This is a genomic window from Collinsella sp. AM17-1, assembly GCF_003470665.1.
In the GTDB taxonomy this organism is placed as follows: Bacteria; Actinomycetota; Coriobacteriia; order Coriobacteriales; family Coriobacteriaceae; genus Collinsella.
In genome coordinates this window covers 41,956-67,772 of the sequence record NZ_QRJZ01000006.1, presented here as the reverse complement: position 1 = coordinate 67,772, position 25,817 = coordinate 41,956, and the positions used below count along the sequence as shown (strand labels likewise).

The window sequence follows — 25,817 nt, the reverse complement described above, 5'->3', positions numbered from 1 at the left end:
ATACGGGCCATCAGATTGCAAAAGTGTAACGCTTGCACCCGCTGTTTTGGTTCAATTTGGCAACCTTAGTCCATCGGATTGAGCGCGTCAATCTGGGCGAGCCACAGGCGCGAGCTGGCGTCACTCGGCATGCGCCAATCGCCGCGCGGGCTGAGCGTGACCGAACCCACCTTGGGGCCATCGGGCAGGCAGCTGCGCTTAAACTGCTGGGCAAAGAAGCGACGGTAGAACGTACGCAGCCACGTGTGAATGGTCTTGACGTCGTAGGCGCCCTCGAAGCTCTTGAGCGCCATGCGGTAGATCTTGCCCGGCTCAAAGCCAAAACGCAGCAGGTAGTAGAGGAAGTAGTCGTGCAGCTCGTACGGGCCCACCAAATCCTCAGTCTTCTGCGCAATCTCGCCGTCGCCCGTGGGCGGCAGAAGCTCGGGGGACACCGGTGTATCGAGGATATCGAGCAAGACCTCGGCAATACGCCCGCCAAAAACATCAGCGGCATAGCGCACCAGATGGCGCACAAGCGTCTTGGGCACGCTCGCGTTGACGGCGTACATGCTCATGTGGTCGCCGTTGTAGGTAGCCCAGCCGAGCGCCAGCTCCGACAGGTCGCCCGTGCCGATGACAAAACCGCCGGCCTGATTGGCCAGATCCATCAGAATCTGCGTACGCTCGCGGGCCTGGCTGTTCTCGTAGGTCACGTCCTGCACGGCCGGATCGTGCTCGATGTCCTTAAAATGCTGCTCCACGGCTGCATGGATCGAGACTTCGCGGAAGCTCACGCCTAGGTCGCGAGCGAGCGACTCGGCATTCGACTTAGTGCGATGCGTCGTGCCAAAGCCGGGCATGGAAACCGCCGTGATACCCGTGCGTGGCAGCCCCAGTGCATCGAAGGCACGCACGGTCACAAGCAGTGCCAGCGTGGAGTCCAGGCCGCCTGAAAGACCGATGGCAGCTGCCTTAGTACCCGTATGGGCAAGGCGGGTCTTGAGGCCGGCAGTCTGCAGGTCGAGAATCGTCTCGCAGCGCTCGGCTAGGTCGCCATGGTCGGCCGGTACAAAGGGCGCGCGCGGGAAAACGCGGTCGATATCGCAGGCATCGCGCAGGACAGGTTCGTCTGTCAGCACGCCCTCAAAAGAGAACTCAACGGTCGTGGCCTCCGGCGCATCGTCCGCGCGCGTCCACGTCGTCGAGCGACGGCGCTCGGCAACCAGACGGTCAAGATCGACGTCGGCGATGGCCATGTCACAGGTGAGAAGCCTGGTCGCGGCAAGCTTGGAGCCGTTTTCGTAGATAAGGTTCTCGCCCGCAAAGACCATGTCGGTCGTGGACTCGCCCTCGCTCGCGTCTGCGTAGGCATAGGCGCAGTACAGGCGTGCGCTCTGGTTGGAGATGAGGCTGCGACGGTAATCTGCCTTGCCGATGATCTCGTCCGAGGCTGACGGGTTGAGGATCACCGTGGCACCGGCAAGCGCCATCTCGGTCGAAGGGGGCGCCGGCACCCACAGGTCCTCACAGACCTCGACGCCCAGCACTAGGTCCTCGGCACCCTCATCACAACAGCGGTAGACAAGTCCCGAGCCAAGCGGCACCGGACCTTGACCGGCAAATTCAACCCACACGGGATCGGCGGGCGCCGGAGCAAACCAGCGGCGCTCGTAGAACTCACCGTAGTTGGGCAGATACTTTTTGGCCGTAAGGCCCAAAAGCTCGCCCGCGCAGCACACGGCCGCGCAATTGTAGATGTTTTCGGTCACCGCAACGGGCAAGCCAACAGTAAAGACGATCGGCAACTCGCGCGTTTCATCGAGGATGCGCACCAGCGCCGCCTCGCAGGCGTGCAGCAGCGTGCGGTTATGGAACAGATCAGCCGCGGTATAACCAGTCAGGTTAAGCTCGGGCAGCACGAGCGCACGAACGCCGCGCTCGGTAGCCTCGCGAACAGCCGCCAGCGCAACCTCGGCATTGCCCTCAACATCGGCCACGCGAATCTTGGGCGAGGCCGCTGCCAGGCGCAAAAAACCGTCGTTCTCAACTTGACCGTTTAGAAAATCGTTCATGCGAGCTCCAGCACATCCGTTAGCCGCAACGAGCGGCGGCGATATAGTCCGCCTCCATTGTACTGTCAAGTTCAATCAGCACAGATGGGACAAGCTCATGATTAAAATTGGAAAAGAGAAGCCGGGATGACGTTTAGCAGTAGAACGAGATCTCGTCCACAAGGAAAAATGCCTTCCATTTAGAGCAAATCAATTCATGCTGAGCGGCGATGATTTCACAGAGGTCATCAAGCGTGCTCCGGGGGATCTTCGCTTTGTTATTAGCGACAATGCAGCCACCTCTTCGAGTCAGCCAGATTTTGGCCGAGTTATCTGAAGGCGCCCCCTTGCAAACATGGACATGGATTGGCTCGCCCGCTTCATTGGACCAAAAGAAGACCCGATAGCCGCCAATAAGAAAAAGGCTAGGCAACTTTAGCTCCTCCGTTTGCGGCGTAGCGATACAGCAGATGGGCGTTATTGCCCAGAAAAGTCTCAAAACCTCGCTTCTCCTCGTCGGTAAAACGCCCCTCCCACATGGTCCAATTGTAAGAAGGCAGCTCGCAACGAGCGGAGTCGAAACCCTCTGCCGTCGGTCGTTCAAAATGCACGATGACCTTTTCGATATCGCCATCTGTGATCAGGTCAGAATGAATGACCTCGGTACCATCTTCGAATGTCATATACGGGTACATCACGTAAACCACCTCGCAATCATTAATTCAGTTTAGCATCAAGCTAGTGCACCAATGATAGCAAGCCCCCTTGATGAGTTGATGGCATCTGTTGCCAGCACGATCGACGGCGGTCCGGATTGTTGGGCCCCGGCCATAATCGACCGCCACGAAGCGTTCATCCGCAGGTGCATGGCATAGCGCCTAGAACACTAGCTGAGACAAGGACACTATCGCTGGCATAGTGAACATAGACAGAAGGGTGGTAACACAGACTGTTCCACATGCATATCGATAGTCCTTATTATGCTGCTGGGCAAAGATGGCTACATTCGCGCCGGTGGGGGTCGCAGCCGCAATCAGCAGCGCCATCTTAATTGACCTATCACATGGAAAGAGACATAGGAACAGGAGCGAAAGAATCGGAATGACAAGCAGCCTGACCGATGAGACGGCAAACAAGCTTTTCGCCCTCAGGAGCGCCATCAAATCAGACTGAGCAAGATAGATACCGAGAGTCATCATTGCTAGCGGAGTGTTGAGCCCCGAGATATACGAAAGCACTGACTGTGCCAGAGGGACCGTTGGGACACGAAGGATAAAAATCAAGAAACCGCCCAATAAAGCCATGACCATTGGACTTGTCAGGATCGCTTTAGGACTCATACATTTTTTAGACCCCGACAGCAGATACTGCCCGTATGTCCATTGCATGGCATTGAGAAGAGCGATCATGCACGTGATGAAAAACACGGCATCTTTTCCAAGCGCCGCTTCAACAAGGGGTATTCCCACAAATCCAGCATTCGAGAATGCCGCAGCAAAAATGTCGATGGGACGGCCCCTGAACAACAGGCGGGCAACAACGCAAGCGAGCAACAACATCGCCGCCGACAGCATTAAGGTCATTCCCAACTCATACATCCTCTGAAACGAATACTCGATCCAAAATGATTTGAGAATGATTGCGGGAATCACAAGGTTGATGAGCAACTTTCCGAATTCTATTGCAGCCTGCTCGCTCAATATGCCCAAGCGGTTTAGAGCGTAGCCCATTCCCATGAGCAAAAACATGATAAGGACTTGTTGGATGAGAGGTTCAATGATTGACACAATACATGCTCCGTATAATCCTGACCGGTTCATCTACCACGATGGTCTATAGCGCCTGCTATAGCGCGGCACCGACCGCCTGAATGATTCGCGCAACGAACGCATCGGCAACCCCGCGCGGCGTTCGCGAGTTGTAGGTTTCAAAATACTTGCCGTAGTCTTCCTGAGGCACAAGGTAGTTGCAGTACGTGTTCGCATAGCCGATAACAAAGACGTTGTATTGGCTAAACGCCCTCTTAAAATCCAAGCCTAATGTGCTACACGTATCGCATGGCATCGTGATAAAAATGCAGTTACCAATTACCGCAAACTGGCTCGGAAGCTCAAGCTCGATTTTCCCCATCGAGAGCTTAAGCTGTTGCCGCTTAAGGAGAAAGTCTCGCATCGGGCTCGCATCCATAGCCTCTATCCGATTGGTCATCTCGATCCAATCCGGATCTGTTTTTGCATCGTAGACACTCTTCATGCTGATAGAGCCCCAACGCGGAGTATCAACTCTGAGTGCCGCGCGCTCACGCTTGGATTCAATTTGAGCGCAAAGTTCGTTAGCCGTACGCTCGAGTTCGGCAACTCCCTCCCCTTGCCGATAGAAACGCGTCGACACATCCCCGCACGTTCCGTTGACGCAAAGTACAGGACAGCCATATTTCCTCTCCAAACGCTGCCTGACATGCCCAATCAAATCAGCAGAGAGGACGGCGCTTTTCCCATTAAGGATGGTAGGATGAGCGGACATGAACAGCATTTTTCCAATTGGGCGACCACCTTGAGCGTCCTCAAACGAGAAAATACTTACCTGTTTATCGGCCGGACCGCCCTGAACATTTCGATTCCCGTACAGTCCCTCGATGCCTAACATCTCCATCGATACGGTCGCCTTCGACCTGGACGCCCATGCAGATACCGCCGCCTCGGTAGCCAAGCCAATCAAATCACTCGTCAATTCGGTTTCAGGTAACGTGTCCTCGTAGGCAAGCTTAAAATAGCATGGTGCAGAATGGGTATGAATGCATGCGACGACGATATTGCTCGAATCGATGCCCGTTTTTGACGATACGGCGTTCTTGACCGAAAGGGAAAAATCTTTCGACACCATTATTGAATCGAGCTCGATAAGAATAAACGGGACAAGATCAACACAGACAGCGCTAGCGTTGACCTCAATAGGATCAAGAACATCCGTCCAGGCACCTTTTCTGTTGTAGCCGCCCATGCGGCAAGGAGACTGGGGTGTTACGTCAATCTTCGAGATTCCAAACTCTATGTTCATTCCAACTCCAACTCTTCGCGGCACACGCCGCCCAAACATCGGAAATAGAAATACAAAAAGAGAAGGGCGTCATGGACGCCCTTCCAATGCGTCCTGCCACACGCAGGCCGTAGAAAACTTAACGCTCGGAAACGGGACCATTCTCGAGCTCATCCGCCGTAAAGCCCAGGAAATACGTGCCCAAGGCGCTCACAAGGAAGCCTGCACCAGCAGCGATTCCAAAGTTGATGAGATTCTGGGTCCCGCCGCCCGCAAACGCGAGGAACTCCAAGAAGTTAGATGCCGCGCCGGCAGTATAAACCGTGGCTCCGAGAGCGATTGCAAGCGCACCGGCAACAAAGGATCCGATAATCTTCCAGACAAACACGCGGCGATAGCGCAGCATCATGCCGTAGATGAAAGGCTCGCCGACGCCTCCGACAATGTTTGCGACCAAATAGCCGAATGCCATGCTCTTCTCGTCTTTATCGCACAGCTTGAGCCAGGTCGCCACCTCGCAGCCGAAGGTCGCCCAAAGGCTAACGCCCGTCGCAACCAAAACAAAGCTGTCGGTTCCCACAGTCATATAGTTAGCGATGGCAATCATCGCAACCGCCACATGCATGCCGGTAATAATCATTGGGCACCAAAGACCCGCCAGAATACCTCCTCCGAGGATGGCGGCGATACCACCGGAAGTACCAAGGAACTCAAAACCGGCGGCGAGGGCATTACCGGCCCATGAACCAACAGGGGCGAGAGCGCAGAGAGACACAGGAACAGCGACGACCATGGTAAGGAAAGGCGCGAAAACCGTTGAAAGGGTATCTGGCACATATTTGCGGAAGAAGCGCTCGATATAACTCATCGCCCACACGGACAGAAGAATGGGAAGGACCGTCTTTGTGTAGTTTGCGGCGACGCAGGGAATGCCATAAACGGAGAACTGAGCTCCATCGGTCGCAAGCTGAATCATGGTCGGGTCGATAAGAATGCCGCCCATAAAGGCACCGAGGACAGGCGTTACGCCAATGTTCTTAGCCGCATTATAGCCAAGGTAGATGGGGATAAAATAGAACGCTGCGTCATAAACCATGTTCATCAGAACATAAAGGTCGCTTGTGTCGGACAGCACGCCCGCCATCGTAGGTCCCAGCACCACCGCTACGGTCTTGAACAGGCCAGCACACATTAGGACGGGGATCATAGGCACCATGGAGCTTGACAGGTAGTTGAGGATGTTATTGCCAATAACCTTAGGTGTGAGCTTCTGCTTAGGAGCATCAAGGTTCTCGTCGATGGCGTCCTGCTTGGCAAAGCCGCCGATCTTGCAGAGCTCGTCATAAACCTTGGGCACGTTTTGGCCCACGATTACCTGGAACTGCCCTCCGGAGATTTGAGCACCCAACACACCGCCAATCTTCTTCACTTCTTTGATATCGGGGGCATCGATATCTTTGAGGTTAAAACGCAGGCGCGTCATACAGTGCGCAACAAACGTCACGTTCTCCTTGCCACCGACGGCCTCGAGCACGTCCGCGGCGATTTTCTTATTGTCAGTCATAGCTGAACTCCCTTGCTTTTCTGTCTTCCCGTTTGCGCACACGCGAAGAACCGATTACGGCAGGCCTGACACGAGGCAAATCGAGAAAAGCAAGAAGAAGACAAAAACAGAAGAGCCCCAAAGCACAAAGCGGACAGGGAACTGTCTACGTCATGCTTCGAGGCTCTTCTCGAATAACACCTTATGTGACTATGAAACTACATCCAACAGTTGCTTTTACGAAAGTCGAAACCGGCCAACGGTCAAACTTCAGCGGCGAGCGGTCGATTAGGACCTAGATCCCGCGCAGACGCGATTGACGTGGAGCATCAGGTAGACCTTCTCTTCATCGGCGAGCCCGGCGTCAAAGCGCTCTTCGATAAGCGCGGCCATGCGGTCGACGCACACGGCCACGTCGGGATGCTGCTCGCAGAGCGGTCCGTAAAGCGCGCCGTTCTCCGTGTTGAGGGGCTCTCCTGTCTGCACGCGTTCTAACAGGTAGCGCACGTGCGTGGCATAACGGCAAAAGTCAAAGCCGTCGCGGTCCACGCAAACCCCCAGCTCGGATTCGATAATCTTGGTGAAGCTCTCGAGCATCACCTCGTCCTTACGCACCGTATTGGATTTGGCCTTTGAAGACGAGGCGACCACGCTGTTGACGATACAGAGCGCGATACCGCTCGCCTCCCCCCGCGGCATCTTGACGTTGAAGCCGCGATTGATGCCCTCAATCGCGAACTTGGCGATCTTGTACTCAATGGGGTACATCTGCTGCACATCATAGGAGAGCGGCATCTGCACAAACATATGCTCGCGGCAGCGTTTGATGGCAAAGGCGATATGGTCAGCCATGGTAAAGGGAAGGTTTGCCGAGAGCTCGCGCGAGATGTTGGAGCGAGCGATATCGGCAATCTGGGCGGAGAACTCCATCACCTGAGGATCGATCTCGTCGAGCAGCGCTAGGTAGCGCGAGTCGACACCGTAGAAGGTTCGCTCGATCTTATCGAGTGTGACCTCATCGGGGCCATTGGGAAACCCGATACCGCGGCCAATTGCCACGAGTTCACGGCCCTTGGCGTTTACGCAGATAACCGTATTGTTGTTGATCCGCTTAAGGATTTTCATGACGCTCCCTACCCGGCGCAAGCAACAGCGCCGCGAGCCCGATTATTCCACGGGATTTCAAATCCGGTCAACCTTCCTTTCGACATCCGAACGATTCGCCCCGTCTTCATTCGGTCAGCCTGAGAAGAAGTTTCGCGCTTTGGTGAGTTGATGGTGTTGCGGGCGAATCCATCTCCGGTTCACACCGACTGGGTACCCTGAGGGCTGAACAACCTGTCGCAGCACTAAACGAACCGGGAGGACCCCGTATGACGACTGAATATACCGACGCGCCGCGCACGCGCGTCATGACGCCGGCATCGCTCAACAACGGCGTGCACGAGAACCATTCCATCGGACAGACCATGGCCATCGCACCCAAAAAGGGCCTGTTTGACGACATTTCCATTCCCCAGATCATCGCCGGCGCCGCAGCTGCCGCCACGAGCGTCGCGCTTGCCTCCAAGATTGGTATCGCTGGTTCAGTAATTGGCGCCGCCGTGAGCTCGGTCATCACCGTTGTGTCCTCGCAGGTCTACCGCCACTTTATCTCTGCCAGCGCCGAAGCAATCAAGGGCACGCATGCCGCTGTCGACTACCCTGCCGGCGCCTACGAGCCCGTTGAACCCGATGTCGAGGAGCACCTAGGTGGCGCCGCGACCACGCAGGAAATGCGCCAGGTTGCGGGACGCGCGACCACGGCGCGCGTCGCCCCTAACAGTCTGCGCGCCAAGGCGGCGGCAGAGCGCAGCCAGACGCAAAAGAAGGTCATCGTCTTCTCGATCGCCATCGCCATCGTCGCGGTCATCGCCTGTACCGGCGCCATCCTTATTACCACCGCCGGTGAGGGTCTGGGCGAGCGCCCCGAGCCAATCCTTTCGTCGCGCACGACCGAGAGCGATGCAAATGGCAACACCCAGTCGCAAGATCAGCAGGCACAGGCGGACGGCACGCAAGACAGTTCTACCTCTGCCAATTCGTCCTCGAACACCCAAAGCCAATCGCAGGGCACCGATTCCTCTACGGCCAACAGTGGCGCGCCGTCCGGCACGACCGACTCAAGCCAAACGACTGACGGTTCGCAGCCGAGCACGGGCGGCCAGACGAGCGACACCGCTTCGGGAACGGGCACAGCAGACAGCAGCAACACCAACAGCTCGAACAGCTCGAGCGGAACCGCGTCCGGCACGGCATCTGACAACTCGAGCCAAGGCACGGCATCGGGCAACTAAGCACATTTGCCTCTCATAGATAACCGACCTGTACAACGGGCGCGAATCGAAAGCGGTTCGCGCCCGTTTGCCTTGGGCGCCGCCATGGCGAACGCTATGCGATGGTAAGATGCTTTACATGTGTAAAGAGGAGATTTGCCATGAGCAAGACAATAGTTAGGCCCACGCTTTCGCTGGGCAACCACATCTATCTGTATCGCCTGCTGCGCGACGCGATTGGGTGCGGCAAGCAAACGTTTATGACGCAGGTCGAGGAGGCACTCGCCGCTGGTGACATGGCCGCTTATGACCTGGGCTTTGAGTCCACGCGCGAGCTGCTCGAGGAGCTCGACGACTGCATTAAGCTGACCGTCTTTAAGGGCGGTCGCCTGTATGCCACCGTCATCGCCAACGAGGCCTGGGATGCCGCCCTTGCCAAGGGCGAGGACAAGCCCAAGGCAGCCAAGGGAGCCAAGCAGTCCTACAAAAAGAAAAAGCGCGGCGAGAAAGACCTCAAGGCCGTACGTCCCAAGCACGTTAAGCGTCCCGAGCCCGTGGCCGAAGTCGCTCCGGAGCCCGAGCCGAGACAAAGATCGAAGTCGCTATTGAGGTAGCAGCAGAAGCCGAAACCGAAATCGCCGCCACAACCGATCCCAAAGTCATATCCGAGCAGGAAGCCACTGCGGAGCCCAACGAGGCTCCCGAGTCGACAACCGAAGAAGCCGCTGACCAGCCCGAGACGTCTGCGTTCCAAAACGGCGATGTCTTTGGCGACGAGGCTGAGGACGATCAGCCCGAAGAGCCCGCAGAACAGGACGCTACCGAGGCGGCATCGGAGCCCGAGGCACCGCAGCCTGCCATCTCGCTCACGGTCGTCTATGACCCCGAGAACGTAAACGCCGGCATCACCACCATGGCATCCACGCCCATCGAGGCAAAGTCGAGCGTCGAGAACGAGAACGCGACGCAGGTTGAGGTTGAAACTGCAGCTGCAGACGCGCCCGCCATCGTGAAACCCGCAGATTCCACGATCAAGCCGGAAGCGATGCCGGAATCCGCACCCGTCATCGAGTCCGTGCCCACCTCTGCTTGCGACCAAATTCCCGCACCGGCACCGGCTTCGGCACCCGCAGCGGCCCCAACCCCCGCACCTGCAGCGCCCGCCATCCCCAAGGACTTCCCCGTCGATTTCACAACCGAGGTCTTCTGCCCCGGCCCGCTTCTGCACCAGCTGTCGACCTATCTCCCCTACGGCGCCGACACCCTCGGCATCGTCGGCGAGTACTACTGGATCGCCCGCGAGCACGGCACTATCGACGTCGCACGAAACCGAGCGAGCTTCCCCCTGCGCTACACGCAGGCCGGCGAGCGCCGCGAGGTCACCGTGCGCATCCGCCGCAACACCACCGGAGGCCTCGGAGCCACCTGGACCATCGACAAAGTCGAGCCTTCTACCAAGTAACAAAAAGGGACGATAACCCTCAAGGTTATCGTCCCTTTCTCAATAGGTCACCTGAGCTCAACTAATCACGCGTCAGCTTGCGGTGAATACGATGCGGCTGGGCTGCGTCCTCGCCCAGGCGCTCGATGCGATTGGCTTGATAGGCCTCGAAGTTGCCCTCGAACCAATACCAGTTGCCCGGATTCTCGTCGGTGCCCTCCCACGCCAGAATGTGCGTGGCGACACGGTCCAGGAACATACGGTCGTGGCTAATGACCACCGAGCAGCCCGGGAACTCGAGCAGCGCCGCTTCGAGCGAGGACAGCGTCTCGACGTCGAGGTCGTTCGTGGGCTCGTCGAGGAGCAGCAGGTTGCCGCCCTGCTTGAGCGTAAGCGCCAAGTTCAGACGGTTGCGCTCGCCACCGGAGAGTACGCCAGCGCGCTTCTGCTGGTCCTGGCCCTTAAAGCCAAAGCTCGCCACGTACGCGCGGCTCGGAACCTCGGTCTCGCCGACCATCATGTGGTCCAGGCCATCCGAGACGACCTCCCATAGGTTCTTGTCGGGGTCGATGCCGGAACGGTTCTGATCGACATAGGAGATCTTGACGGTCTCGCCCACCTCGAGCTCACCCGAAGTCAGCGGCTCCAGGCCAACGATAGTCTTGAAGAGCGTAGTCTTGCCCACGCCGTTGGGACCGATCACGCCCACGATGCCGTTGCGCGGCAGGGTGAACGATAGGTCATCGATGAGCACGCGACCGTCGAACTCCTTGTGCAGGTGATGGGCCTCGAGCACCTTGTTGCCCAGACGCGGACCCACAGGGATGCGGATGTCAGTCCAGTCGAGCTTCTGGCTTGCGCGGGCCTCGGCCTCCATCTCCTCGTAGCGAGCCAGACGGGCCTTGTTCTTTGCCTGGCGAGCCTTGGGCGAGCTGCGCACCCACTCGAGCTCGGCCTCCATACGCTTGGCGAGCTTGGCGTCGCGGTTGCCCTGCGCCTCGATACGCGCGGCCTTGGTCTCCAGATACGTGGAGTAGTTGCCCTTGTAGGGATAAAGGTGGCCGCGGTCGACCTCGCAGATCCACTCGGCAACGTTGTCCAGGAAGTAGCGATCATGCGTGACGGCAAGCACCGCGCCCTGGTAGTTGTGCAGGAAGTGCTCGAGCCACAGGATCGATTCGGCGTCCAGATGGTTCGTGGGCTCGTCGAGCAGCAGCAGGTCGGGAGCCTCGAGCAGCAGCTTGCATAGGGCCACGCGGCGGCGCTCGCCGCCGGAAAGCACGTTAACCGGCATGTCGGAATCGGGCAGCTGCAGGGCGTCCATGGCCTGGCCGAGCTTGGAATCGATATCCCAGCCGTCGGCGGCGTCGATCTCGTCCTGGAGCTTTCCCATCTCGGCCATGAGGGCATCCATGTCGCAATCCGGGTCGCACATCTCCTCGCCGATCTTGTTGAAGCGATCGACCTTGGCGATCATGTCGCCAAATGCCATGCGCACGTTCTCGATGACGGTCTTGTCGTCGTCGAGCGGCGGCTCCTGCTGCAGGATACCCACGGTGTAGCCGGGGGTGAGCCTGGCATCGCCGTTGGAGACTTCCTCGATGCCGGCCATGATCTTGAGCAGGGTCGACTTACCCATGCCGTTAGGACCCACGACGCCGATCTTGGCACCGGGGTAGAAGCTCAGGGTCACGTCGTCAAGGATTACCTTGTCGCCATGGGCCTTGCGAGCCTGATACATCTGGTAGATAAACTCCGCCATATGTCTGTTCTATCCTTTCTACCTGCTGTTTCCCTATTCTTGATTCGCTTTAGTGGAAACGAAATGAGGAAACCAACTCTAAAACTTAACGAAAAAGGGGCATGGTTGCCCACACCCCCTAATACTACCTGGGAAAAGTCCCCCGGAGCATACTATGAACTGCGTACGCTAGTTTTCCGCAACCTTAGCGAACGGTTCGCTGCGATTTGCGCCACAGCAGATACGAATAGACGTAGGCAGCTACAGCTGAACCGAACGCCAGAACCGCAATCACCGCGGCGACGACTTCACTCGAAAGCACACTACCTGCCACGCCCATCACAATCAGGCCAACACCCAGCACCATAAAGCAGGCACCGCCAAAGCGCTGCGTACGGCGCCAGTTCTCGGGGTCGGCAAGCGCCCAGGGCGTCTTGATACCGAGCGTGTAATTCTGCTTCACACGCGGCAAGTAGTTGCCTACGCCGATGAACAGCAAACCGACAACACCGGAAATCAGCACGTTAACCGAACCGACCGCCGGCACCACACCCCAGACCGTAAGCTCTCCCAGCCAGCTTATGGCGCACATGAACAAGGTGAAGGCGATTACGAAGCCCTGATAGAACTTGCCCGAGGTCCGATACGCCTCGCCCTTAGGGTCGATGCGTGGCACGACGTAGAACATCGCGAGAAGTGCCAGAGGCAACACGCCGAGCGCGGAGGCCATCCAGCTAGGGCCCCAACCGTCGACGGCGCCGTTCGCGCCCCAGTGCGTGGGAATCTGCGCAGGCAAGCTCGGCATCACCATGAGGTGCGCAGCAACATTAATAGCGCAGACCACAACAAGCATGACCCACACGCGCGGCGATACCCCCGTGGCGTGAATTCCCTTGTTTTCATTATTCATTCTTATCACCTTCAGTGTTTGTAAAGCCCATAAACCAACCGATCAAGTCCTGCATGACGGTGGTGTTTAGGCTGTAAACGATGTTTTGGCCATGACGTTCGTCGGTCACCAACCCGGCGTTTTTGAGCGTCGCCAAATGATGGCTCAGTGACGGCTTGCTAATGTCAAAATGCTCGGCAAGCTCCCCGGCCGTACAATTGCCCTCGCGCAGCAGTTCCAAAATGTGACGTCGTGTAGGATCGGCCAGCGCTTTAAAACCCTCTCCCGGCATAGGACCTCCTCTCAGCACCCCTCATGACGCGTACACTATACTCGATATTTAGATGTTTGTCTAACTATCTAATCTTGTACTCAAAAAATAGCCGCCTTCGCGTAATGCGAAGACGGCCACTTCTCACGCTACAAATGTGTTTGGGAGTTGGCCAGCCCGCTGCAACGGGTGCCATTTGCTTCATCTTATGCGAATCGCTGCCTCATTTCAACAAGCCCCAAGGGCTCAAATGGAATCGCGATAATACCTATAATGACGATAGCTAAAACACGATTCGCTTCCCCATCGGAGGATGTCTATGACCGAAACCACAGCCGCAACTCCCAACGAGACACGCGACACCAAGCTCGAGATCATCATGGGCCGCGAGGCACTCGATAAGCTCGCTGATGCCACGGTGCTGGTGCTCGGCTGCGGAGGTGTGGGATCTAACTGCTGCGAGGCACTTGCCCGCGGCGGCATCGGTCATTTCGTCATTCTGGACAAGGACATCGTCGCGCCCAGCAATATCAATCGCCAGGCTATCGCCTTTCACAGCACCGTCGGCAAACGCAAGGTCGATGTTATGGAAGCCATGATCCACGATATCAATCCCGCCGCCACCGTCATCAAGCGTACCGAATACCTGCTGAGCGACAACATCGACGAGTTCTTCGCGAGCGTTTTGGAGCAGACGGACGGCAAGCTCGACTACGTCGTCGACGCCATCGACACCATCTCGGCCAAGCTCACCATTGCCAAATATGCTCAAGACCACGACATTCGCCTGGTGAGCTCCATGGGCGGCGGCAACAAGCTGCATCCCGAGTGCCTGCGCTTTGCCGACATTTTCGAAACGGTCCGCGATCCCATGAGCCGCATCATGCGCAAAGAGTGCAAGAAGCGCGGCATCAAAAGTCTTCATGTGCTGTTTAGCTGCGAGGAATCGGTTAAGACACAGCCCCGCGACCCTTCCAACATCCACGAGCGTACCGAGCTCGGAACCGCCAGCTTTATGCCGCCCATCATGGGTCAGATGATTGCCGGCGAGGTTATCCGCCAGATCAGCGGCCGCGGCGCTGAGCGCGTACGCTCCGATGGCCAGCGCCTAGACTAGCGGAGCGCGCCGAGATGGAGCCCCGGTTATTTGATGCACACTGCCATCTTGATTTAATGGCTCACCCGGACGCCGTTGCCGATGAGGCAACGGCGCTGGGCTTGGGTCTATTTGATTGCGGCGTCGATCCACGCGACTTCGCTAGCGCACATGGGCGAACCCGTCGCCCTCCTACCGTCATCAAGGGTATCGGCCTCCATCCCTGGTGGCTCGCCGACGGCCGCTGCGGTCCTGCCGAAGTCAATCTGCTTTGCGAAGTTGCTGCCCACGAGCACTATATCGGCGAGGTGGGACTCGACTTTTCCGCGCGCTTTGCCGGAAGCGAACCACTTCAAATACAGGCATTTGACCGGCTCTGCGATACACTCGTGCAGCATCCTCTTGCCGGGCGCGTGATATCAATTCACGCCGTTCGTTCAGCAAGAGCCGCACTGGACGTCCTCGAATCGCATGGACTACTCATCCCAAACCCCGACTCCCCCGCTATCATCTTCCACTGGTTTAGCGGTACTTCGGACGAACTCGTCCGCGCGCGAAACGCAGGCTGCTATTTCTCCGTGAACGAGCGTATGCTCGCATCTAAACGAGGACGCGAATATGCCCGACAGATTCCACTCGACCGTCTACTGCTCGAGACCGATGCGCCGGCCGAGCCAAACACGGAAACAAGCGCGCAGTCGCTCATCACATCGCTCACAAGGACCTCGATGCGCATTGCCTCACTCAAAAACTGTGATGCAAAGCGCATCGAGTCGGCAGTTTTAGCAAATGCGCACTCTGTTTTTGACCTTCGCTAACCCCTGTGGCAAAAATGCCAAGGGGCATGCGAATCGCACAACGCAGTCCCTATTGAAAGACAGTACAATTCGGCAGCATTACACCAATTCATGCATGAGATCACGGTTGCGTGCATACAATTCGTCAAAGATATGGCGGCGCGACGCATATAACTCGTGGGCAGCCATATCGGGCACGATTGTTTGCGCAACGCCAAGGACTTGGGCGAGTTCATCCCATGATGCATAGGCGCCACCTGCGAGAGCTGCCATGATGGCATCACCGAAGCATGCGCCCACCGTAACCTTGGCAACCGAGACCTCGCGCCCGCATACGTCGGCGATAGCTTGCATCCAAACTGGATTCTTGGTTCCACCTCCGACAAGCATAATGCGCCCAATTGGCAGTCCATGCTCTCGCTCGATAATGTCGACATGGGATGCAACGGTATACGCGACGCCTTCCAAGGCGGCGCGAACCATATGGGCTCGCGTATGCCTTCCGGTCAGGCCAAAGAAGACGCCACGCGCCTCGGTATCGTTGAGCGGAGTACGCTCCCCCGCAAAGTACGGCAGACACAGGAGCCCATCGGCACCCGGCGCCACATCGGCGGCATCATGCGCCATAACCGAATACGCATCGGGGCCACCGTGGCCCTCGGCCTCTACGGCGTCGCGATACAGCTCTTGGCGCAACCACGATGTGAGTGCACCCGCTGTATTGGTCCCCGCGCAGATCCCGTAAGTTCCGGGAATGATAAACGTCCCTGGCCACAGGCGAGCATCATCGACCATATGATCAGCTAAGTAGATGAAATACGCCGTGCTCCCCAACTGAACCATCATATCGCCGGGACGGAATACACCCGTCGAAATGGCCTCGGCACCAGAGTCGCCCGTTCCCACCAAGACAGGTGTCCCTGCCGCGAGCCCCGTCGCCTCAGCCGCACGCAGCGTAATCACCCCGGCAATATCGGTAGCCGACATTACCTCCGCCATCTGGTCAGGCCGGCAGAAACGAGCACATTCCCGAGCATCAACCTTCCAAGTGTAGCGATCGTATAGGGGAAGAAAATCCTCCGCCAAATAACGGTCCACCGTAAAACGCCCCGTCAACTTCGCGCACAGAAACGATGACGCCGTCAGGAACTTCGCGGCACGTTCGTGCACCTCGGGCATATTCTCCTTAAACCACAAGATCTTGGGAGCAATATCTGACGAACAGGGATCGTGCCCGAAAAGCTCGCGTGCGCGATCTGACCCATATTCGGAAAGAAGCTCGTCAATCTGCGGCTTCGAACGTGCATCGACTCCATATAAAATCGCGGGCGCCAGCGCGTTGCACTCGGTATCGACCGGCACGCAGTCGCAACCCAATGCGGAAAGGCCCACGCATCCAATCTGCGCCGCGTTAACCCCCGATCGCACCACCAGCTCGCGCGACAAGCGGCAAAAATCGCCCCACCAAACTGCCTCCGCATCATGCTGGTACCATCCATCACGCGGGTTGTCTGTCTCGTGTCCACAAGAGGCCTGGCAAACGATGCTGCATCGATCATCGATTAAAACGCCTTTAGAGGCGCTTGTCCCAATATCAATACCCAGATAGAACGCCATAGGCGCCTACTCCCCTCGCGCCGCACGAGCGGCAGCCATAAAACAAACTACCCGCTCAACATCAACCGGGGCATCCAGCTTTCCGTCGCGCTTTAAGCACGTGCCGACAAACGCGCCATCGTAGTGAGCAAATACGTCAGCCACGGAATTTTCGCGACAACCGGTGCCACATACCACAGGCACTTCGTCAACACGCTCGCGGACCTCATCGGCAAGCTCGCCCGAAGCGCCACGACCGGCAGCCGAACCACCGATGACCATCGCATCCGGTAGGCAATTAAAGAGAAGTGAATCGGCAATGTCCGCAGTCGTGCGGTCGTTGAGATAAACCTCTCCCTCGCTCGTGATGAAGTGAAAAAGCTTGAGGTCGTCCAGGCGCAGCGCCGCCTTACGACGCATGGTGTGCGCGAAATCTCGGTTAATCAGCCCGAGATCACCGGCCCAGGCACCGCAAAAATTGCAGCGCGTGAACTGCGCATCGACGGCAGCGCACAGCTCGATTGTGGCATCACCATCGTAAATAGCCTCAGCTCCCCAAGGGGTCGACAAATCATGGGACAGAGCCCCGATTACATAGCCCATCGATGCAAGGGTTGAGGGAGAAACGTGCTGCTCATAGGGCATCGAGAGCTCATTGGTAATCAAAATGCCATCGACACCGCCCTGCTGCAACGCTTCGAGATCGCGCTTGGCGGCTTCCACGACCTGCGACACGCTTCCGCCCGGGTAATACAGTGGATCGCCCGGCAGAGGACGCAGGTGCAGCATTCCGATAACCGGCTTTTCGGTCTTGAACATCGAGGTCAGAAACGACATAACGTGCTCCTTCATAGGGTTATTGCAGGGACGTTACTCCCCCAGCACCTCGACGTACACTTTTCGCTTCTGCGGGCCGTCAAACTCCGCAAGATAGATGTTCTGGGCACCTCCGCACACGATGTGGCCATCTTGGACGGGAAAGAAGCAACTGTTTCCACAAATCATGCTCTTGATATGTCCACAGGAGTTGTTGCCGGTAGCTCCATAGCTCGGCAGGAAGTGTGCATGTGCATAGGGGGCATCGAGTGGGGCGATGCGATCAAGCGTCTCCATAAGATCCGTCTCCACGCAGGGCAGCCCCTCGTTTACCACGATTCCGCAGGTCGTATGCGACAAAATAATCGCTGCCAAGCCATTGGTCACCGAGCTGCGCTCGATGGCAGCGTGCACGTCTTCGGTAATATCGATGAACTGGTCCGGAGCAGTCGATAGATAGTTCAACGTCTCGAGCGTCACCATGTTCACTCATCCCCTTCAAGAAAACGCAGGGCATTACCCCAGTAGAGCCTTTCTCGCGCATCATCGCGCATGGACACGGTATCGAGCGCCCGCTTGAGTTTGAACGCACGGAAGCGCGGCGTATTGCTGGCGAACATCACTTGATGCGATAGCGCGCGCTCATACCACAGCGGCCCCATATCGACCGTGAAAAGACGCTGCATCATCTCCTCGGGCGAATCGATGTAAGTGATAGAGGTGTCCGTGTAGCAGTTGGGATACTTGAGCAGCATCGCCACGGTCTCGCGCACCCAGGGCCAGCCAAAGTGGGTCAAACTAAAACGCACATTTGGATGCGTTGCGATTGTGTGCTCAAATGCAAGCGGGTTACTGCGCGAGAGCTCTGCACCCGGCTCCCAAGACATACCGGCATGGAAAACCACCGGCTTGTTATAGCGCTCGCACAGCTCGTAAAGCGGCTCGGCCACGGCATCATCGGGGGCAAAACCCTGCTTTGCCGGATGCAGGCAAAGCCCCTTTGCCCCCAACTCGGTAAAGGCGCGCTCCAATTCGCCTGCGGCGCCGCTCACCTGCGGATCTACGCTCGCAAATCCCCACAGACGATCGGGATGCGCGGCAACCAGCATGGCGATCTGGTCATTGGTGCCAAAATGCCCTCCGCATGCCGTGGTTACATCGAGTGGCATGAGCACACTCTTCTGCACATCGCAGACGTCCATCTCGACTTGAAGCTCATCCCAATCCATGGGGCCCATATGCCCCATACCAAATTCTCGTGACCAAAAACCGAATCCATCAGGCTCATCACCCGGCGTACAGATCTCGCTGTAGAGCATGGGCTGAACCAACATGTCGATAACCATTTCGTACTCCTTTCCAGGCGTTTGACCCTAGTACGGCTCAAACGAACCAATCACTCGGGACGACAGCTCAGCGCCCGCCTTCATGCACGCCGGAATATCAAGGCCATCGATCACGCCCTTGGTAAACCCGGCAATATACGAGTCGCCGGCACCCACGGTATTAACGACCTTCTCCGCCGGTACGATCCCGCACTCATAGAAGCGCTCACCGTCATAGGCAATGCTTCCCTTCTCGCCAAGCGTGGCAACTGCCGCCCGCGGTCCCAACTCCTGTACGTGACGTACCCAATCACGCAGCTCCGGAGTGTCCTCTTCAAATGACATGAACGCATAGTCTACGTAAGGAAAATGAGCCTCGCAGGCATATTCGGGATCCTGGCTGAACACCGAGAAGTCCATAACCACCGTCTTGCCCGCATCATGCCATTCGGGCAGGAGGTCCAAACAATTGCCAAACAGGTCGGTGTGAATGATGTCATGTTCTAGGATAAACGCCCGGTCATCTTCATTCGGTCGATATGTCTCCATTACGCCATCGATTGCCTCGAGATGTACGCGATCGACGCCGTCTTTCAACGCCATGAGCATCACCGAGGTGTCGCCATCCTCCACCCGCAGATGTGAGATATCGAACCCCTCGGCGGCCAACGCCTCCCTCATCTTGTCTCCGTACTCGTCCTTGCCGACAACCGACACGGCGGATACCGAAACGCCCATTCGTGCAAGATGGATACCCCAGTCAATGCCATTGCCAGTCGGATAGAACACGCCGATGTTTTGATAGACGTCCGCACAGCAAAAACCAGCCGCGCACGCTTTAATACCCATGGTCTTCTCCAATGTTCAAAAGGGGACCCACCACATGGCGAGCCCCCTTTTCGCGTTTCGCTTATTGTTTTGCATCGGCTGTCCAAGGCCTCATAGCCAGACCGCCGTACGCTTTCTTAAGCTATTCGACGATTGGTGCTCCGTGGCCCCAAGATCCTTCCATGCCGCACACGGTCGAGGCAAACCCGGCAGCAAAGTCGAGCGCGCGCTCGATGGCCTCGGCGCCGTCCTCACCGCGCTTGGCGGAATCGAGATAGCACATCAAAAACGAGGTGAGGAACGAGTCGCCCGCTCCCATGGTGTCCTTCATGTCCGTTACCGGTTTAGCCAGCTGGCGGTAATAACGCTCGCCGTCGTAAGCAATGCAGCCCTCGGCGCCCGCCGTAGCCGACACAAAACGCGGACCCAGGCCCTTCACCCATGCCAGACGCTCGCGAATCTCGTCCTCACTTGCGGCATCCGCCGCACTAAAGAAAGCGAAATCGACGTAGAGCGCAATCTGCTCGTAGTACTCGTCGGTGGAGTCGTCCGAAAAGTCAAAAGAGACCGTGACGCCCGCAGCCTTCAACTTGGGCAGCTCGCGCTCGGTAAAGCAATAGTTGCCCGAATGAACCACATCGAACTGCTTCATGTACGAAAGGTCAAAGCGATCGAGGACATAGCGCGCATCGCCACGGATACCGCCCTCGTTGGAGCCGAGGAAGACACGGTCACCGTCAACGACGGTCACGCGAGCCGCTCCGTTCTCGCCAATCATCTGCTCGCACTTGTCAAGCTCAATACCCTCATCCTCGAGACTTGCAATGACATGCTCGGCAGCGGCGTCATTGCCAAAAATGCCCATGTATGCAGAGCGTGCGGCACCGCATTTCTTGGCATAAACGGCGAAGTTCACCGCATTGCCACCGGGATACATGGTGTGGATATGCTCGTAGCGATCGACGACGTTGTCGCCAAATCCGAGCGCGTTAACGTTAAATGCCATGGCCTTTGCCCCTTCTAGTACTCGACAACACCCATATAGCGACGGAAATCGGGATCGTGATCAAACACCTTGCCGCGAGCAGCACGCAGCTCGCAGTTCATGGCGTAGAACAGCACCGGGTCAAGATAGGCACGGACGCTCGCCGGCACGGCTTCCATACCGTACTCCTTGGCATCGAGCACCATCAGCGTATCGGTATGCGTCTTAAGGAACGCCAGGGCGCGCTCGTCCATAGCACGGCACTCGCTGGAGCCCATCTGCAGGAAGTAAAAAACGCCGTCCTGAGTAGCCTCGAAGGGGCCGTGGAAGTACTCGGCAGAGTGGATGTAGCTGCAGTGCTGCCACTGCATCTCCATAAGAGAGCAGATAGCGAAACCGTAGGTCTGGCTAAAGTTGGGACCGCTGCCCAGAATATAGAAGAACTCGTGCTCCTGGCAAAGCTTGGCAAAACGATCGCCCAGCTCAGCATTTACCTTCTCACGTGCCGGGGGAAGAATCTTATCCATCTCGGCGATACCGGCATACATATCGGCAAGATCGGCGTAGCCCTCCTGCTGATCGAGCAGCTCGGCCGCGAGCGACAGCGAAATACCAGCGGGGACCTCGGCCTGCGGCACGCCCTCGCCCCACGGGTAAACCCACGTGGTCCATTTACCGGTGTCGATCTTAGATCCAGCGTTGTCGGTCTGGGCGATCACCGTAGCGCCGGCGGCAAGGGCAATCTCGCAGCCCTCGACGACCTCGGGGGTGTTGCCACTGTGGCTGCAAGCAATGACCAGGGACTTCTCGCCCAGACGACGCGGACGCATAATGTCGAATTCACGCGCGGTATAGATATACGAAGCGAAGGTAGTTGCCTCACGCTGCAGAAGCTCATGAGCCGGGATCAAATCGATCATGGAGCCACCGCAAGCAATCCAGTAGACGCTGTCGAACTTGCCCTTCTCGGCAATTGCCTCTTTGATCAGATCGTGTGCGTTCATATCCAGTTCCTTTCTTGTTTGGTCCGCAATCAATGACGTTGGCTGCGTGGCCGATAGCTGTTTTAGTCAATCAGATATTTCTCGAATGCGGCCATGTTCTTGGCATCTGCCGCCGCCGGGTCATCGTAGTAACGGCCGTCCGTGATTTCCTGGCCCAGCATGCCGTCGAAACCATGGGCGTTGAGTGTGGCGACGAAGGCGTCCATATCGTGCTTGCCATCGCCCCACACCAGATGGCCATACGGGTCGCCGTCGATAAAGTGCATCTCGTGAATTGCCCCATCACCAAAGGCGGCAAACCAGTCCTCGAGCGTCTCGCCTGCAACGCCCATCGCGGTTGTATCAACCATGGGCTGTAAGTACGGGCTCGCAACCTCGTCAATCATGCGCTTCGCATCGGAAACCGTCGTCACAAGGTTGCTCTCCTCGGGACGCAGGCTTTCCATCGTAAGCACCAAACCGTGCTCGCCGGCATACTCCGCCAGAATGGACAAGTGCTCGCGGCTGCGCTTCCAGGCTTCCTCGCGGTCCTCGTCCCAGTCGCCCCAGCCCGAGTTAACGGACATACGGTCGCACCCAAGTACCTCGGCAAGCTCAATGCCGTGCTTAAAGTACGCCAGGCTGCGCTGTTCATGCAGCGGTTTGCGTGCGCAGTACTGCCAAGGATAGACAACATTCTCGGGGCACAGAGTACGATACCTAAGCCCACGGTCTGCAGCCTTTTTCGCCAGAACCTCAGCCTCAAAGTAGCCCGTGTGGTCGAGCGTCACATGCGGCTCCGCACACCACAGCTCAATGGACTCAAAGCCCAAACGCTGCTGCACATCAAGGAAGTAATCGAGCGACCACATGATGTAGTGGATATTCATGCCCGCAATCTGCTCGCGACGCAGCGTCGGCTTGGATTCAGACATCTTATGCCTCCTTGTTTCGAGCGAACACGATTTGTCCGTCCGACATCGTCATATCAACCGCAAGATCGCGTGCATCGCGATAATCGAGGTCGAACACATCCCGATCGAGCACGCAGATATCGGCAAGCTTGCCAACCTCAAGCGTACCCAGCTCGTCTTCGCGCATCAGATCGTACGCGCCCCCGGCAGTCCAAGCACGCAAGAGCTCGACAAGCGTCAGCGCGTTGGCCTCATTCACGGGCAACCCATCGTCGAAGTATCCGCCGCACGCGCTGTAGATTGACTCGCCCAGGCTCGGAATCAGCAGCGGCAAATCCGTACCACAGCACACCGTGCATCCGGAATCTTCCATGCCGCGGCGATTCCAGCTGTGCAAAAGTCGCGTCTCGCCAATTTGTCGACGCATCATCGACAGGCAATCCTCGCGCCGGTCCAGCGTCAGAATCTGCGGATAGACCTCACAAATTCCACCTAACTTGCCAAACTCGACAAGGTCGGTCGGGTCAGAGTTCTCGAGATCGGTAATCGCATGGCGGCGAAGCAACCGTCCATGCTCGTCTCGAGGCAGCGAGGCATAGAGCGCCACGGTGCGACGAACGGCGCCATCGCCCTGGCAATGCAAGGAATATCGGAAGCCGTCAGCATCAATTGCGCGCAGCTCGTTCTCAATCAGATCCCACTCGGGCTCCTCGACAACCGTCTTGCCGGCAGCTCCCGCATCGGCCGTGTCCTCATAGGGATCAATCATCTCGGCAAGCCCCGCCCATACGCCGCGATCGGTCATACGGTTGAAGCCAGAAAAACGAACGAACGGTCCCCGGAAGCGCTCTCGTGCCTCGCGGGCATATGCCAGATTTGCACCGGCACCCACCGGCTGCGACATCATAGAGACGCGAACCGTCAGCTCACCAGATTCCTCACGGCGAGCCATTTCGTCGGCAAAGCCGTAGTAGTCATCAAACGCCATCTCCTTGATGGCGGTAACGCCGCGCTCGTTAAGCATGCTCATGTAGTCCGAATACCCCGCACGTACCTCGGGCAGCGCGAGGAAATCGCTCATCATGCGCCAGATCTTCTCGGCATAGCACGCCTGCGGTGTAAAGCCGTATCGCGCACTGGCGGCAGCATTGAGAACGCAGGTCTCCGCACCCGATGTAAAGCAAACGACAGGGATATCGCCAAAACAATCGTCAAACACAGCTGCCGTATTTGCGTTCTCGGCATCCGACGCCAACATTTCGGGTAGGCTGTGGCCAAAAGCCGCCGCACAATCCGGATGATCTTCTTTCCATGCACGCAAGAGCGACACGGCCTCTTTGGCATCGGCGATGCCGGACAGATCAGACCCCAACGTCCGCAGCGCCCAGCCTGTATAGAAGGTATGCACATCGATCAGGCCGGGCATGACGGTGCGGTCGCCCAGGTCAACTACCTCGTCCGCTTGGGTCAAATACGAAGCTACCTCACACTTGGTGCCAACAGCCTCAATTCGATTGCCACGGACCGCTACGAAACCTTCAAACGGCAGGTCCCCCGTACCGGTAAAGACGCTCTTAGACGTCAGGACCGTTAAACGATCAGACATCACAACCACCTACACCGGAAGCATGCCAGAGATTGCCGTTACGATCAGGCCAAAGACGACCATGAAAATGAAGAACTTCCAAATGGTCTTCCACCATTGGCCAAACGAGATCTTTGCCACGGCAAGGCCGGCAACCGTCATGCCCGCCACGGGACTGATGGTGTTGATGGTCTGATTGGCAAACTGGAGCGCGGTAACGGCGGCCTCGGGATTGAGGCCCATAAGCTCGGTCAGCGGACCCATGACGGGCATGGTGAGCGCCGCCAGGCCAGAGCTCGAGGGAACCAGCAAAGAGAGCAGGCCAAGGACGATATACATAAACGTGGTGTAGACGGCGGCGGGTGCACCGGCGAGCGCAGTAGCGAGCGCCTGGAGAATGGTGTCGATGATCATGCCGCCCTCGGCGATGACCAGAATGCCGCGAGCGATACCGATAACGATAGCGGCGTACGCAAAGTCGGCGAGACCTTTAACGAACTCCTCAGCAATCGTCTGCTGGTCAAGACCGCCCAGGATACCGGCAAGCAAGCCCATGCCAAGGAACACGGCGGAAATCTCATTCATGTACCAACCCTGGGTAACAAGACCCCAGACGATAATGCCCATACCGCAGGCAAAATCGATAAGCACGAGCTTCTGACGGATAGTGAACTCTTCCTCGATGGAGGCATCGGTCACGGAAAACTCGATACGCTTGAGTTTATCGTCCTCGTACGTAATGGACGACTCGGGGTTTTTCTTGACGCGCATAGCGTAGCGCATGGCCCATGCGATACCGACGGCAGTGAAGATGACCCAAGAAACGGCGCGCAGCCACAGCTGAGGATTGCCCTCGATGCCGATAATGCCCTGTGCGATCAAGACGTTAAACGGATCGATGGTCGAGGCACAATATCCCAGGTTAGGACCAAGGAAGCAGATGATGAATGCCGTCATCGAGTCATAACCGATACCCATCATGATGGGAATGAAGATGGCATAGAACGGCAGGGCTTCCTCAGACATACCAAACGTAGTGCCGCAAATGGACAGCAACGTCATCGTGATGGGGATGATGAGGATGTCCTTGTTCTTGAGCTTTTTAATCACACGGCTCATGCCGGCATTCAAAGCGTTGGTCTTGGTGATGATTGCGAACGATCCGCCAATCAATAAGACGAACGCAACGACGTCGGCAGCCTCCTGGATGCCCTTAGTAGGCGCTTGCAGGACCGCAAAGATATCCTGGCCCAGATTGATGGTCTCGCCGGTTTCGGAATCGGTGTAGTTCTTATCGACCTGTTCATAGGTTCCAGCAACGGCGACTTCACGCTCGCCCGCCGCTGTCGAAATCGTCTTGCGCTGATACTGACCAGAAGGAACGATCCAAGTCAGGACCGCAAAGACAACGATCAGCAAGAACATGATCGTATAGACATGCGGTAATTTGAACTTAAAACGTCTGTTTGTCTTCTTCGCCTTCGTATCTGACATAGATACCTCCAAAGAACTCGAGACTGCATCGCATCTCGCTTCAACGTTTGCACAAGGCAAACGTTCTATGACGTTCTATAGATTACCAGCAGCTTTTCTCGTCATCAAGATAATTTCAAACTGATTGCC

25 protein-coding genes are annotated in these 25,817 nt (G+C 57.1%); 5 read left to right on the top strand and 20 right to left on the bottom strand.

Going from position 1 to position 25,817, the window contains the following annotated elements:
* Positions 1–65 precede the first annotated feature (65 nt).
* The 7 genes from DW195_RS04520 to DW195_RS04490 all read right to left on the bottom strand — a co-directional run bounded on the left by DW195_RS04520 (position 66) and on the right by DW195_RS04490 (position 7,737).
* The gene (locus tag DW195_RS04520) at positions 66–2,054 is read right to left on the bottom strand and encodes an NAD(+) synthase (protein WP_118205982.1); all 1,989 of its coding nucleotides are present in this window, start codon (positions 2,052–2,054) and stop codon (positions 66–68) included.
* A 133-nt stretch (positions 2,055–2,187) separates the two neighbouring features.
* Complete coding sequence (locus DW195_RS04515; protein ID WP_117635420.1) at positions 2,188–2,466, bottom strand: DUF4160 domain-containing protein; 279 nt, start codon at positions 2,464–2,466, stop codon at positions 2,188–2,190.
* Positions 2,459–2,728 (bottom strand): hypothetical protein, encoded by a 270-nt coding sequence (locus DW195_RS04510; RefSeq protein WP_118205981.1) that lies wholly within the window; start codon positions 2,726–2,728, stop codon positions 2,459–2,461. Before DW195_RS04510 ends, DW195_RS04515 begins: the two co-directional genes overlap by 8 nt.
* Before the next feature lie 183 nt (positions 2,729–2,911).
* Complete coding sequence (locus tag DW195_RS04505) at positions 2,912–3,820, bottom strand: AEC family transporter (protein WP_158550973.1); 909 nt, start codon at positions 3,818–3,820, stop codon at positions 2,912–2,914.
* A 58-nt stretch (positions 3,821–3,878) separates the two neighbouring features.
* Entirely contained in the window at positions 3,879–5,090 is a 1,212-nt protein-coding gene (locus DW195_RS04500; RefSeq protein WP_117773912.1) for a hypothetical protein, read from the bottom strand.
* Positions 5,091–5,208: 118 nt separating this feature from the next.
* Entirely contained in the window at positions 5,209–6,633 is a 1,425-nt protein-coding gene (locus DW195_RS04495) for a PTS transporter subunit EIIC (RefSeq protein WP_117635424.1), read from the bottom strand.
* Positions 6,634–6,900: 267 nt separating this feature from the next.
* Positions 6,901–7,737: a PRD domain-containing protein gene (locus DW195_RS04490; RefSeq protein WP_117655301.1), complete on the bottom strand. Its 837-nt coding sequence runs from the start codon at positions 7,735–7,737 to the stop codon at positions 6,901–6,903.
* 248 nt (positions 7,738–7,985) lie between these two features.
* On the opposite strand from DW195_RS04490, the gene DW195_RS04485 reads away from it, so the two are divergent.
* The 3 genes from DW195_RS04485 (at position 7,986) to DW195_RS04475 (ending at position 10,389) form a co-directional block, all read left to right on the top strand.
* The gene (locus DW195_RS04485; protein WP_118205980.1) at positions 7,986–8,948 is read left to right on the top strand and encodes a hypothetical protein; all 963 of its coding nucleotides are present in this window, start codon (positions 7,986–7,988) and stop codon (positions 8,946–8,948) included.
* 140 nt (positions 8,949–9,088) lie between these two features.
* Entirely contained in the window at positions 9,089–9,541 is a 453-nt protein-coding gene (locus DW195_RS04480; RefSeq protein ID WP_118205979.1) for a hypothetical protein, read from the top strand.
* Between the two features lie 299 nt (positions 9,542–9,840).
* Positions 9,841–10,389 carry a hypothetical protein gene (locus tag DW195_RS04475; RefSeq protein ID WP_118205978.1) on the top strand — a complete coding sequence of 183 codons (549 nt, stop codon included), beginning with the start codon at positions 9,841–9,843 and terminating at the stop codon, positions 10,387–10,389.
* A 61-nt stretch (positions 10,390–10,450) separates the two neighbouring features.
* On the opposite strand, the gene ettA is transcribed toward DW195_RS04475, so the two are convergent.
* The 3 genes from ettA to DW195_RS04460 all read right to left on the bottom strand — a co-directional run bounded on the left by ettA (position 10,451) and on the right by DW195_RS04460 (position 13,290).
* Entirely contained in the window at positions 10,451–12,130 is a 1,680-nt protein-coding gene (gene ettA / locus DW195_RS04470; RefSeq protein WP_055251458.1) for an energy-dependent translational throttle protein EttA, read from the bottom strand.
* 184 nt (positions 12,131–12,314) lie between these two features.
* Entirely contained in the window at positions 12,315–13,019 is a 705-nt protein-coding gene (locus DW195_RS04465) for an SdpI family protein (protein WP_118205977.1), read from the bottom strand.
* Positions 13,012–13,290, bottom strand: a complete 279-nt coding sequence (locus DW195_RS04460) for an autorepressor SdpR family transcription factor (protein ID WP_118205976.1) — start codon at positions 13,288–13,290, stop codon at positions 13,012–13,014. The genes DW195_RS04465 and DW195_RS04460 overlap by 8 nt, the downstream gene beginning before the upstream one ends.
* A gap of 298 nt (positions 13,291–13,588) precedes the next feature.
* Between DW195_RS04460 and DW195_RS04455 the strand changes: the two genes are divergently transcribed.
* Together DW195_RS04455 and DW195_RS04450 are read left to right on the top strand one after the other, a co-directional pair.
* On the top strand, positions 13,589–14,386 hold the full coding sequence (locus tag DW195_RS04455; RefSeq protein WP_118205975.1) for a ThiF family adenylyltransferase: 798 nt from the start codon (positions 13,589–13,591) through the stop codon (positions 14,384–14,386).
* 14 nt (positions 14,387–14,400) lie between these two features.
* The gene (locus tag DW195_RS04450) at positions 14,401–15,183 is read left to right on the top strand and encodes a TatD family hydrolase (protein ID WP_118205974.1); all 783 of its coding nucleotides are present in this window, start codon (positions 14,401–14,403) and stop codon (positions 15,181–15,183) included.
* Positions 15,184–15,261: 78 nt separating this feature from the next.
* Here DW195_RS04450 and DW195_RS04445 read toward each other — a convergent pair whose 3' ends face one another.
* From DW195_RS04445 to DW195_RS04400, 10 genes are all read right to left on the bottom strand, one after another.
* Positions 15,262–16,779 (bottom strand): FGGY-family carbohydrate kinase, encoded by a 1,518-nt coding sequence (locus tag DW195_RS04445; RefSeq protein ID WP_118205973.1) that lies wholly within the window; start codon positions 16,777–16,779, stop codon positions 15,262–15,264.
* 6 nt (positions 16,780–16,785) lie between these two features.
* Positions 16,786–17,595 carry a BtpA/SgcQ family protein gene (locus tag DW195_RS04440; RefSeq protein WP_233540815.1) on the bottom strand — a complete coding sequence of 270 codons (810 nt, stop codon included), beginning with the start codon at positions 17,593–17,595 and terminating at the stop codon, positions 16,786–16,788.
* A gap of 33 nt (positions 17,596–17,628) precedes the next feature.
* On the bottom strand, positions 17,629–18,057 hold the full coding sequence (locus tag DW195_RS04435) for a secondary thiamine-phosphate synthase enzyme YjbQ (protein ID WP_118205971.1): 429 nt from the start codon (positions 18,055–18,057) through the stop codon (positions 17,629–17,631).
* A gap of 2 nt (positions 18,058–18,059) precedes the next feature.
* Complete coding sequence (locus DW195_RS04430) at positions 18,060–18,920, bottom strand: amidohydrolase family protein (protein ID WP_118205970.1); 861 nt, start codon at positions 18,918–18,920, stop codon at positions 18,060–18,062.
* 27 nt (positions 18,921–18,947) lie between these two features.
* Positions 18,948–19,748 (bottom strand): fructoselysine 6-kinase, encoded by an 801-nt coding sequence (gene frlD, locus DW195_RS04425; protein WP_118205969.1) that lies wholly within the window; start codon positions 19,746–19,748, stop codon positions 18,948–18,950.
* 121 nt (positions 19,749–19,869) lie between these two features.
* Positions 19,870–20,733, bottom strand: a complete 864-nt coding sequence (locus DW195_RS04420) for a PfkB family carbohydrate kinase (RefSeq protein WP_118205968.1) — start codon at positions 20,731–20,733, stop codon at positions 19,870–19,872.
* Between the two features lie 14 nt (positions 20,734–20,747).
* Complete coding sequence (locus DW195_RS04415) at positions 20,748–21,716, bottom strand: SIS domain-containing protein (RefSeq protein ID WP_118205967.1); 969 nt, start codon at positions 21,714–21,716, stop codon at positions 20,748–20,750.
* A 62-nt stretch (positions 21,717–21,778) separates the two neighbouring features.
* Complete coding sequence (locus DW195_RS04410; protein ID WP_117629752.1) at positions 21,779–22,630, bottom strand: sugar phosphate isomerase/epimerase; 852 nt, start codon at positions 22,628–22,630, stop codon at positions 21,779–21,781.
* A gap of 1 nt (position 22,631) precedes the next feature.
* Positions 22,632–24,215: an amidohydrolase gene (locus DW195_RS04405; protein ID WP_118205966.1), complete on the bottom strand. Its 1,584-nt coding sequence runs from the start codon at positions 24,213–24,215 to the stop codon at positions 22,632–22,634.
* 9 nt (positions 24,216–24,224) lie between these two features.
* Positions 24,225–25,688, bottom strand: coding sequence for a YfcC family protein (locus DW195_RS04400; protein ID WP_118205965.1), 1,464 nt, complete (start codon positions 25,686–25,688; stop codon positions 24,225–24,227).
* Between the last annotated feature and the right edge of the window lie 129 nt (positions 25,689–25,817).

Excerpts from the sequence above, each read along its gene's own strand:
- DW195_RS04490 (WP_117655301.1), bottom strand. The coding sequence starts at position 7,737 with ATGAAAATCCTTAAGCGGATCAACAACAATACGGTTATCTGCGTAAAC.
- DW195_RS04520 (WP_118205982.1), bottom strand. The coding sequence starts at position 2,054 with ATGAACGATTTTCTAAACGGTCAAGTTGAGAACGACGGTTTTTTGCGC.
- DW195_RS04405 (WP_118205966.1), bottom strand. The coding sequence starts at position 24,215 with ATGTCTGATCGTTTAACGGTCCTGACGTCTAAGAGCGTCTTTACCGGT.
- DW195_RS04510 (WP_118205981.1), bottom strand. The coding sequence starts at position 2,728 with ATGTACCCGTATATGACATTCGAAGATGGTACCGAGGTCATTCATTCT.
- DW195_RS04475 (WP_118205978.1), top strand. The coding sequence starts at position 9,841 with ATGGCATCCACGCCCATCGAGGCAAAGTCGAGCGTCGAGAACGAGAAC.
- ettA (WP_055251458.1), bottom strand. The coding sequence starts at position 12,130 with ATGGCGGAGTTTATCTACCAGATGTATCAGGCTCGCAAGGCCCATGGC.
- DW195_RS04500 (WP_117773912.1), bottom strand. The coding sequence starts at position 5,090 with ATGAACATAGAGTTTGGAATCTCGAAGATTGACGTAACACCCCAGTCT.
- DW195_RS04450 (WP_118205974.1), top strand. The coding sequence starts at position 14,401 with ATGGAGCCCCGGTTATTTGATGCACACTGCCATCTTGATTTAATGGCT.
- DW195_RS04480 (WP_118205979.1), top strand. The coding sequence starts at position 9,089 with ATGAGCAAGACAATAGTTAGGCCCACGCTTTCGCTGGGCAACCACATC.
- DW195_RS04410 (WP_117629752.1), bottom strand. The coding sequence starts at position 22,630 with ATGTCTGAATCCAAGCCGACGCTGCGTCGCGAGCAGATTGCGGGCATG.
- DW195_RS04465 (WP_118205977.1), bottom strand. The coding sequence starts at position 13,019 with ATGAATAATGAAAACAAGGGAATTCACGCCACGGGGGTATCGCCGCGC.
- DW195_RS04460 (WP_118205976.1), bottom strand. The coding sequence starts at position 13,290 with ATGCCGGGAGAGGGTTTTAAAGCGCTGGCCGATCCTACACGACGTCAC.
- DW195_RS04415 (WP_118205967.1), bottom strand. The coding sequence starts at position 21,716 with ATGAACGCACACGATCTGATCAAAGAGGCAATTGCCGAGAAGGGCAAG.
- DW195_RS04455 (WP_118205975.1), top strand. The coding sequence starts at position 13,589 with ATGACCGAAACCACAGCCGCAACTCCCAACGAGACACGCGACACCAAG.
- frlD (WP_118205969.1), bottom strand. The coding sequence starts at position 19,748 with ATGGGTATTAAAGCGTGCGCGGCTGGTTTTTGCTGTGCGGACGTCTAT.
- DW195_RS04445 (WP_118205973.1), bottom strand. The coding sequence starts at position 16,779 with ATGGCGTTCTATCTGGGTATTGATATTGGGACAAGCGCCTCTAAAGGC.
- DW195_RS04430 (WP_118205970.1), bottom strand. The coding sequence starts at position 18,920 with ATGGTTATCGACATGTTGGTTCAGCCCATGCTCTACAGCGAGATCTGT.
- DW195_RS04420 (WP_118205968.1), bottom strand. The coding sequence starts at position 20,733 with ATGGCATTTAACGTTAACGCGCTCGGATTTGGCGACAACGTCGTCGAT.
- DW195_RS04440 (WP_233540815.1), bottom strand. The coding sequence starts at position 17,595 with ATGTCGTTTCTGACCTCGATGTTCAAGACCGAAAAGCCGGTTATCGGA.
- DW195_RS04400 (WP_118205965.1), bottom strand. The coding sequence starts at position 25,688 with ATGTCAGATACGAAGGCGAAGAAGACAAACAGACGTTTTAAGTTCAAA.
- DW195_RS04495 (WP_117635424.1), bottom strand. The coding sequence starts at position 6,633 with ATGACTGACAATAAGAAAATCGCCGCGGACGTGCTCGAGGCCGTCGGT.
- DW195_RS04435 (WP_118205971.1), bottom strand. The coding sequence starts at position 18,057 with ATGGTGACGCTCGAGACGTTGAACTATCTATCGACTGCTCCGGACCAG.
- DW195_RS04485 (WP_118205980.1), top strand. The coding sequence starts at position 7,986 with ATGACGACTGAATATACCGACGCGCCGCGCACGCGCGTCATGACGCCG.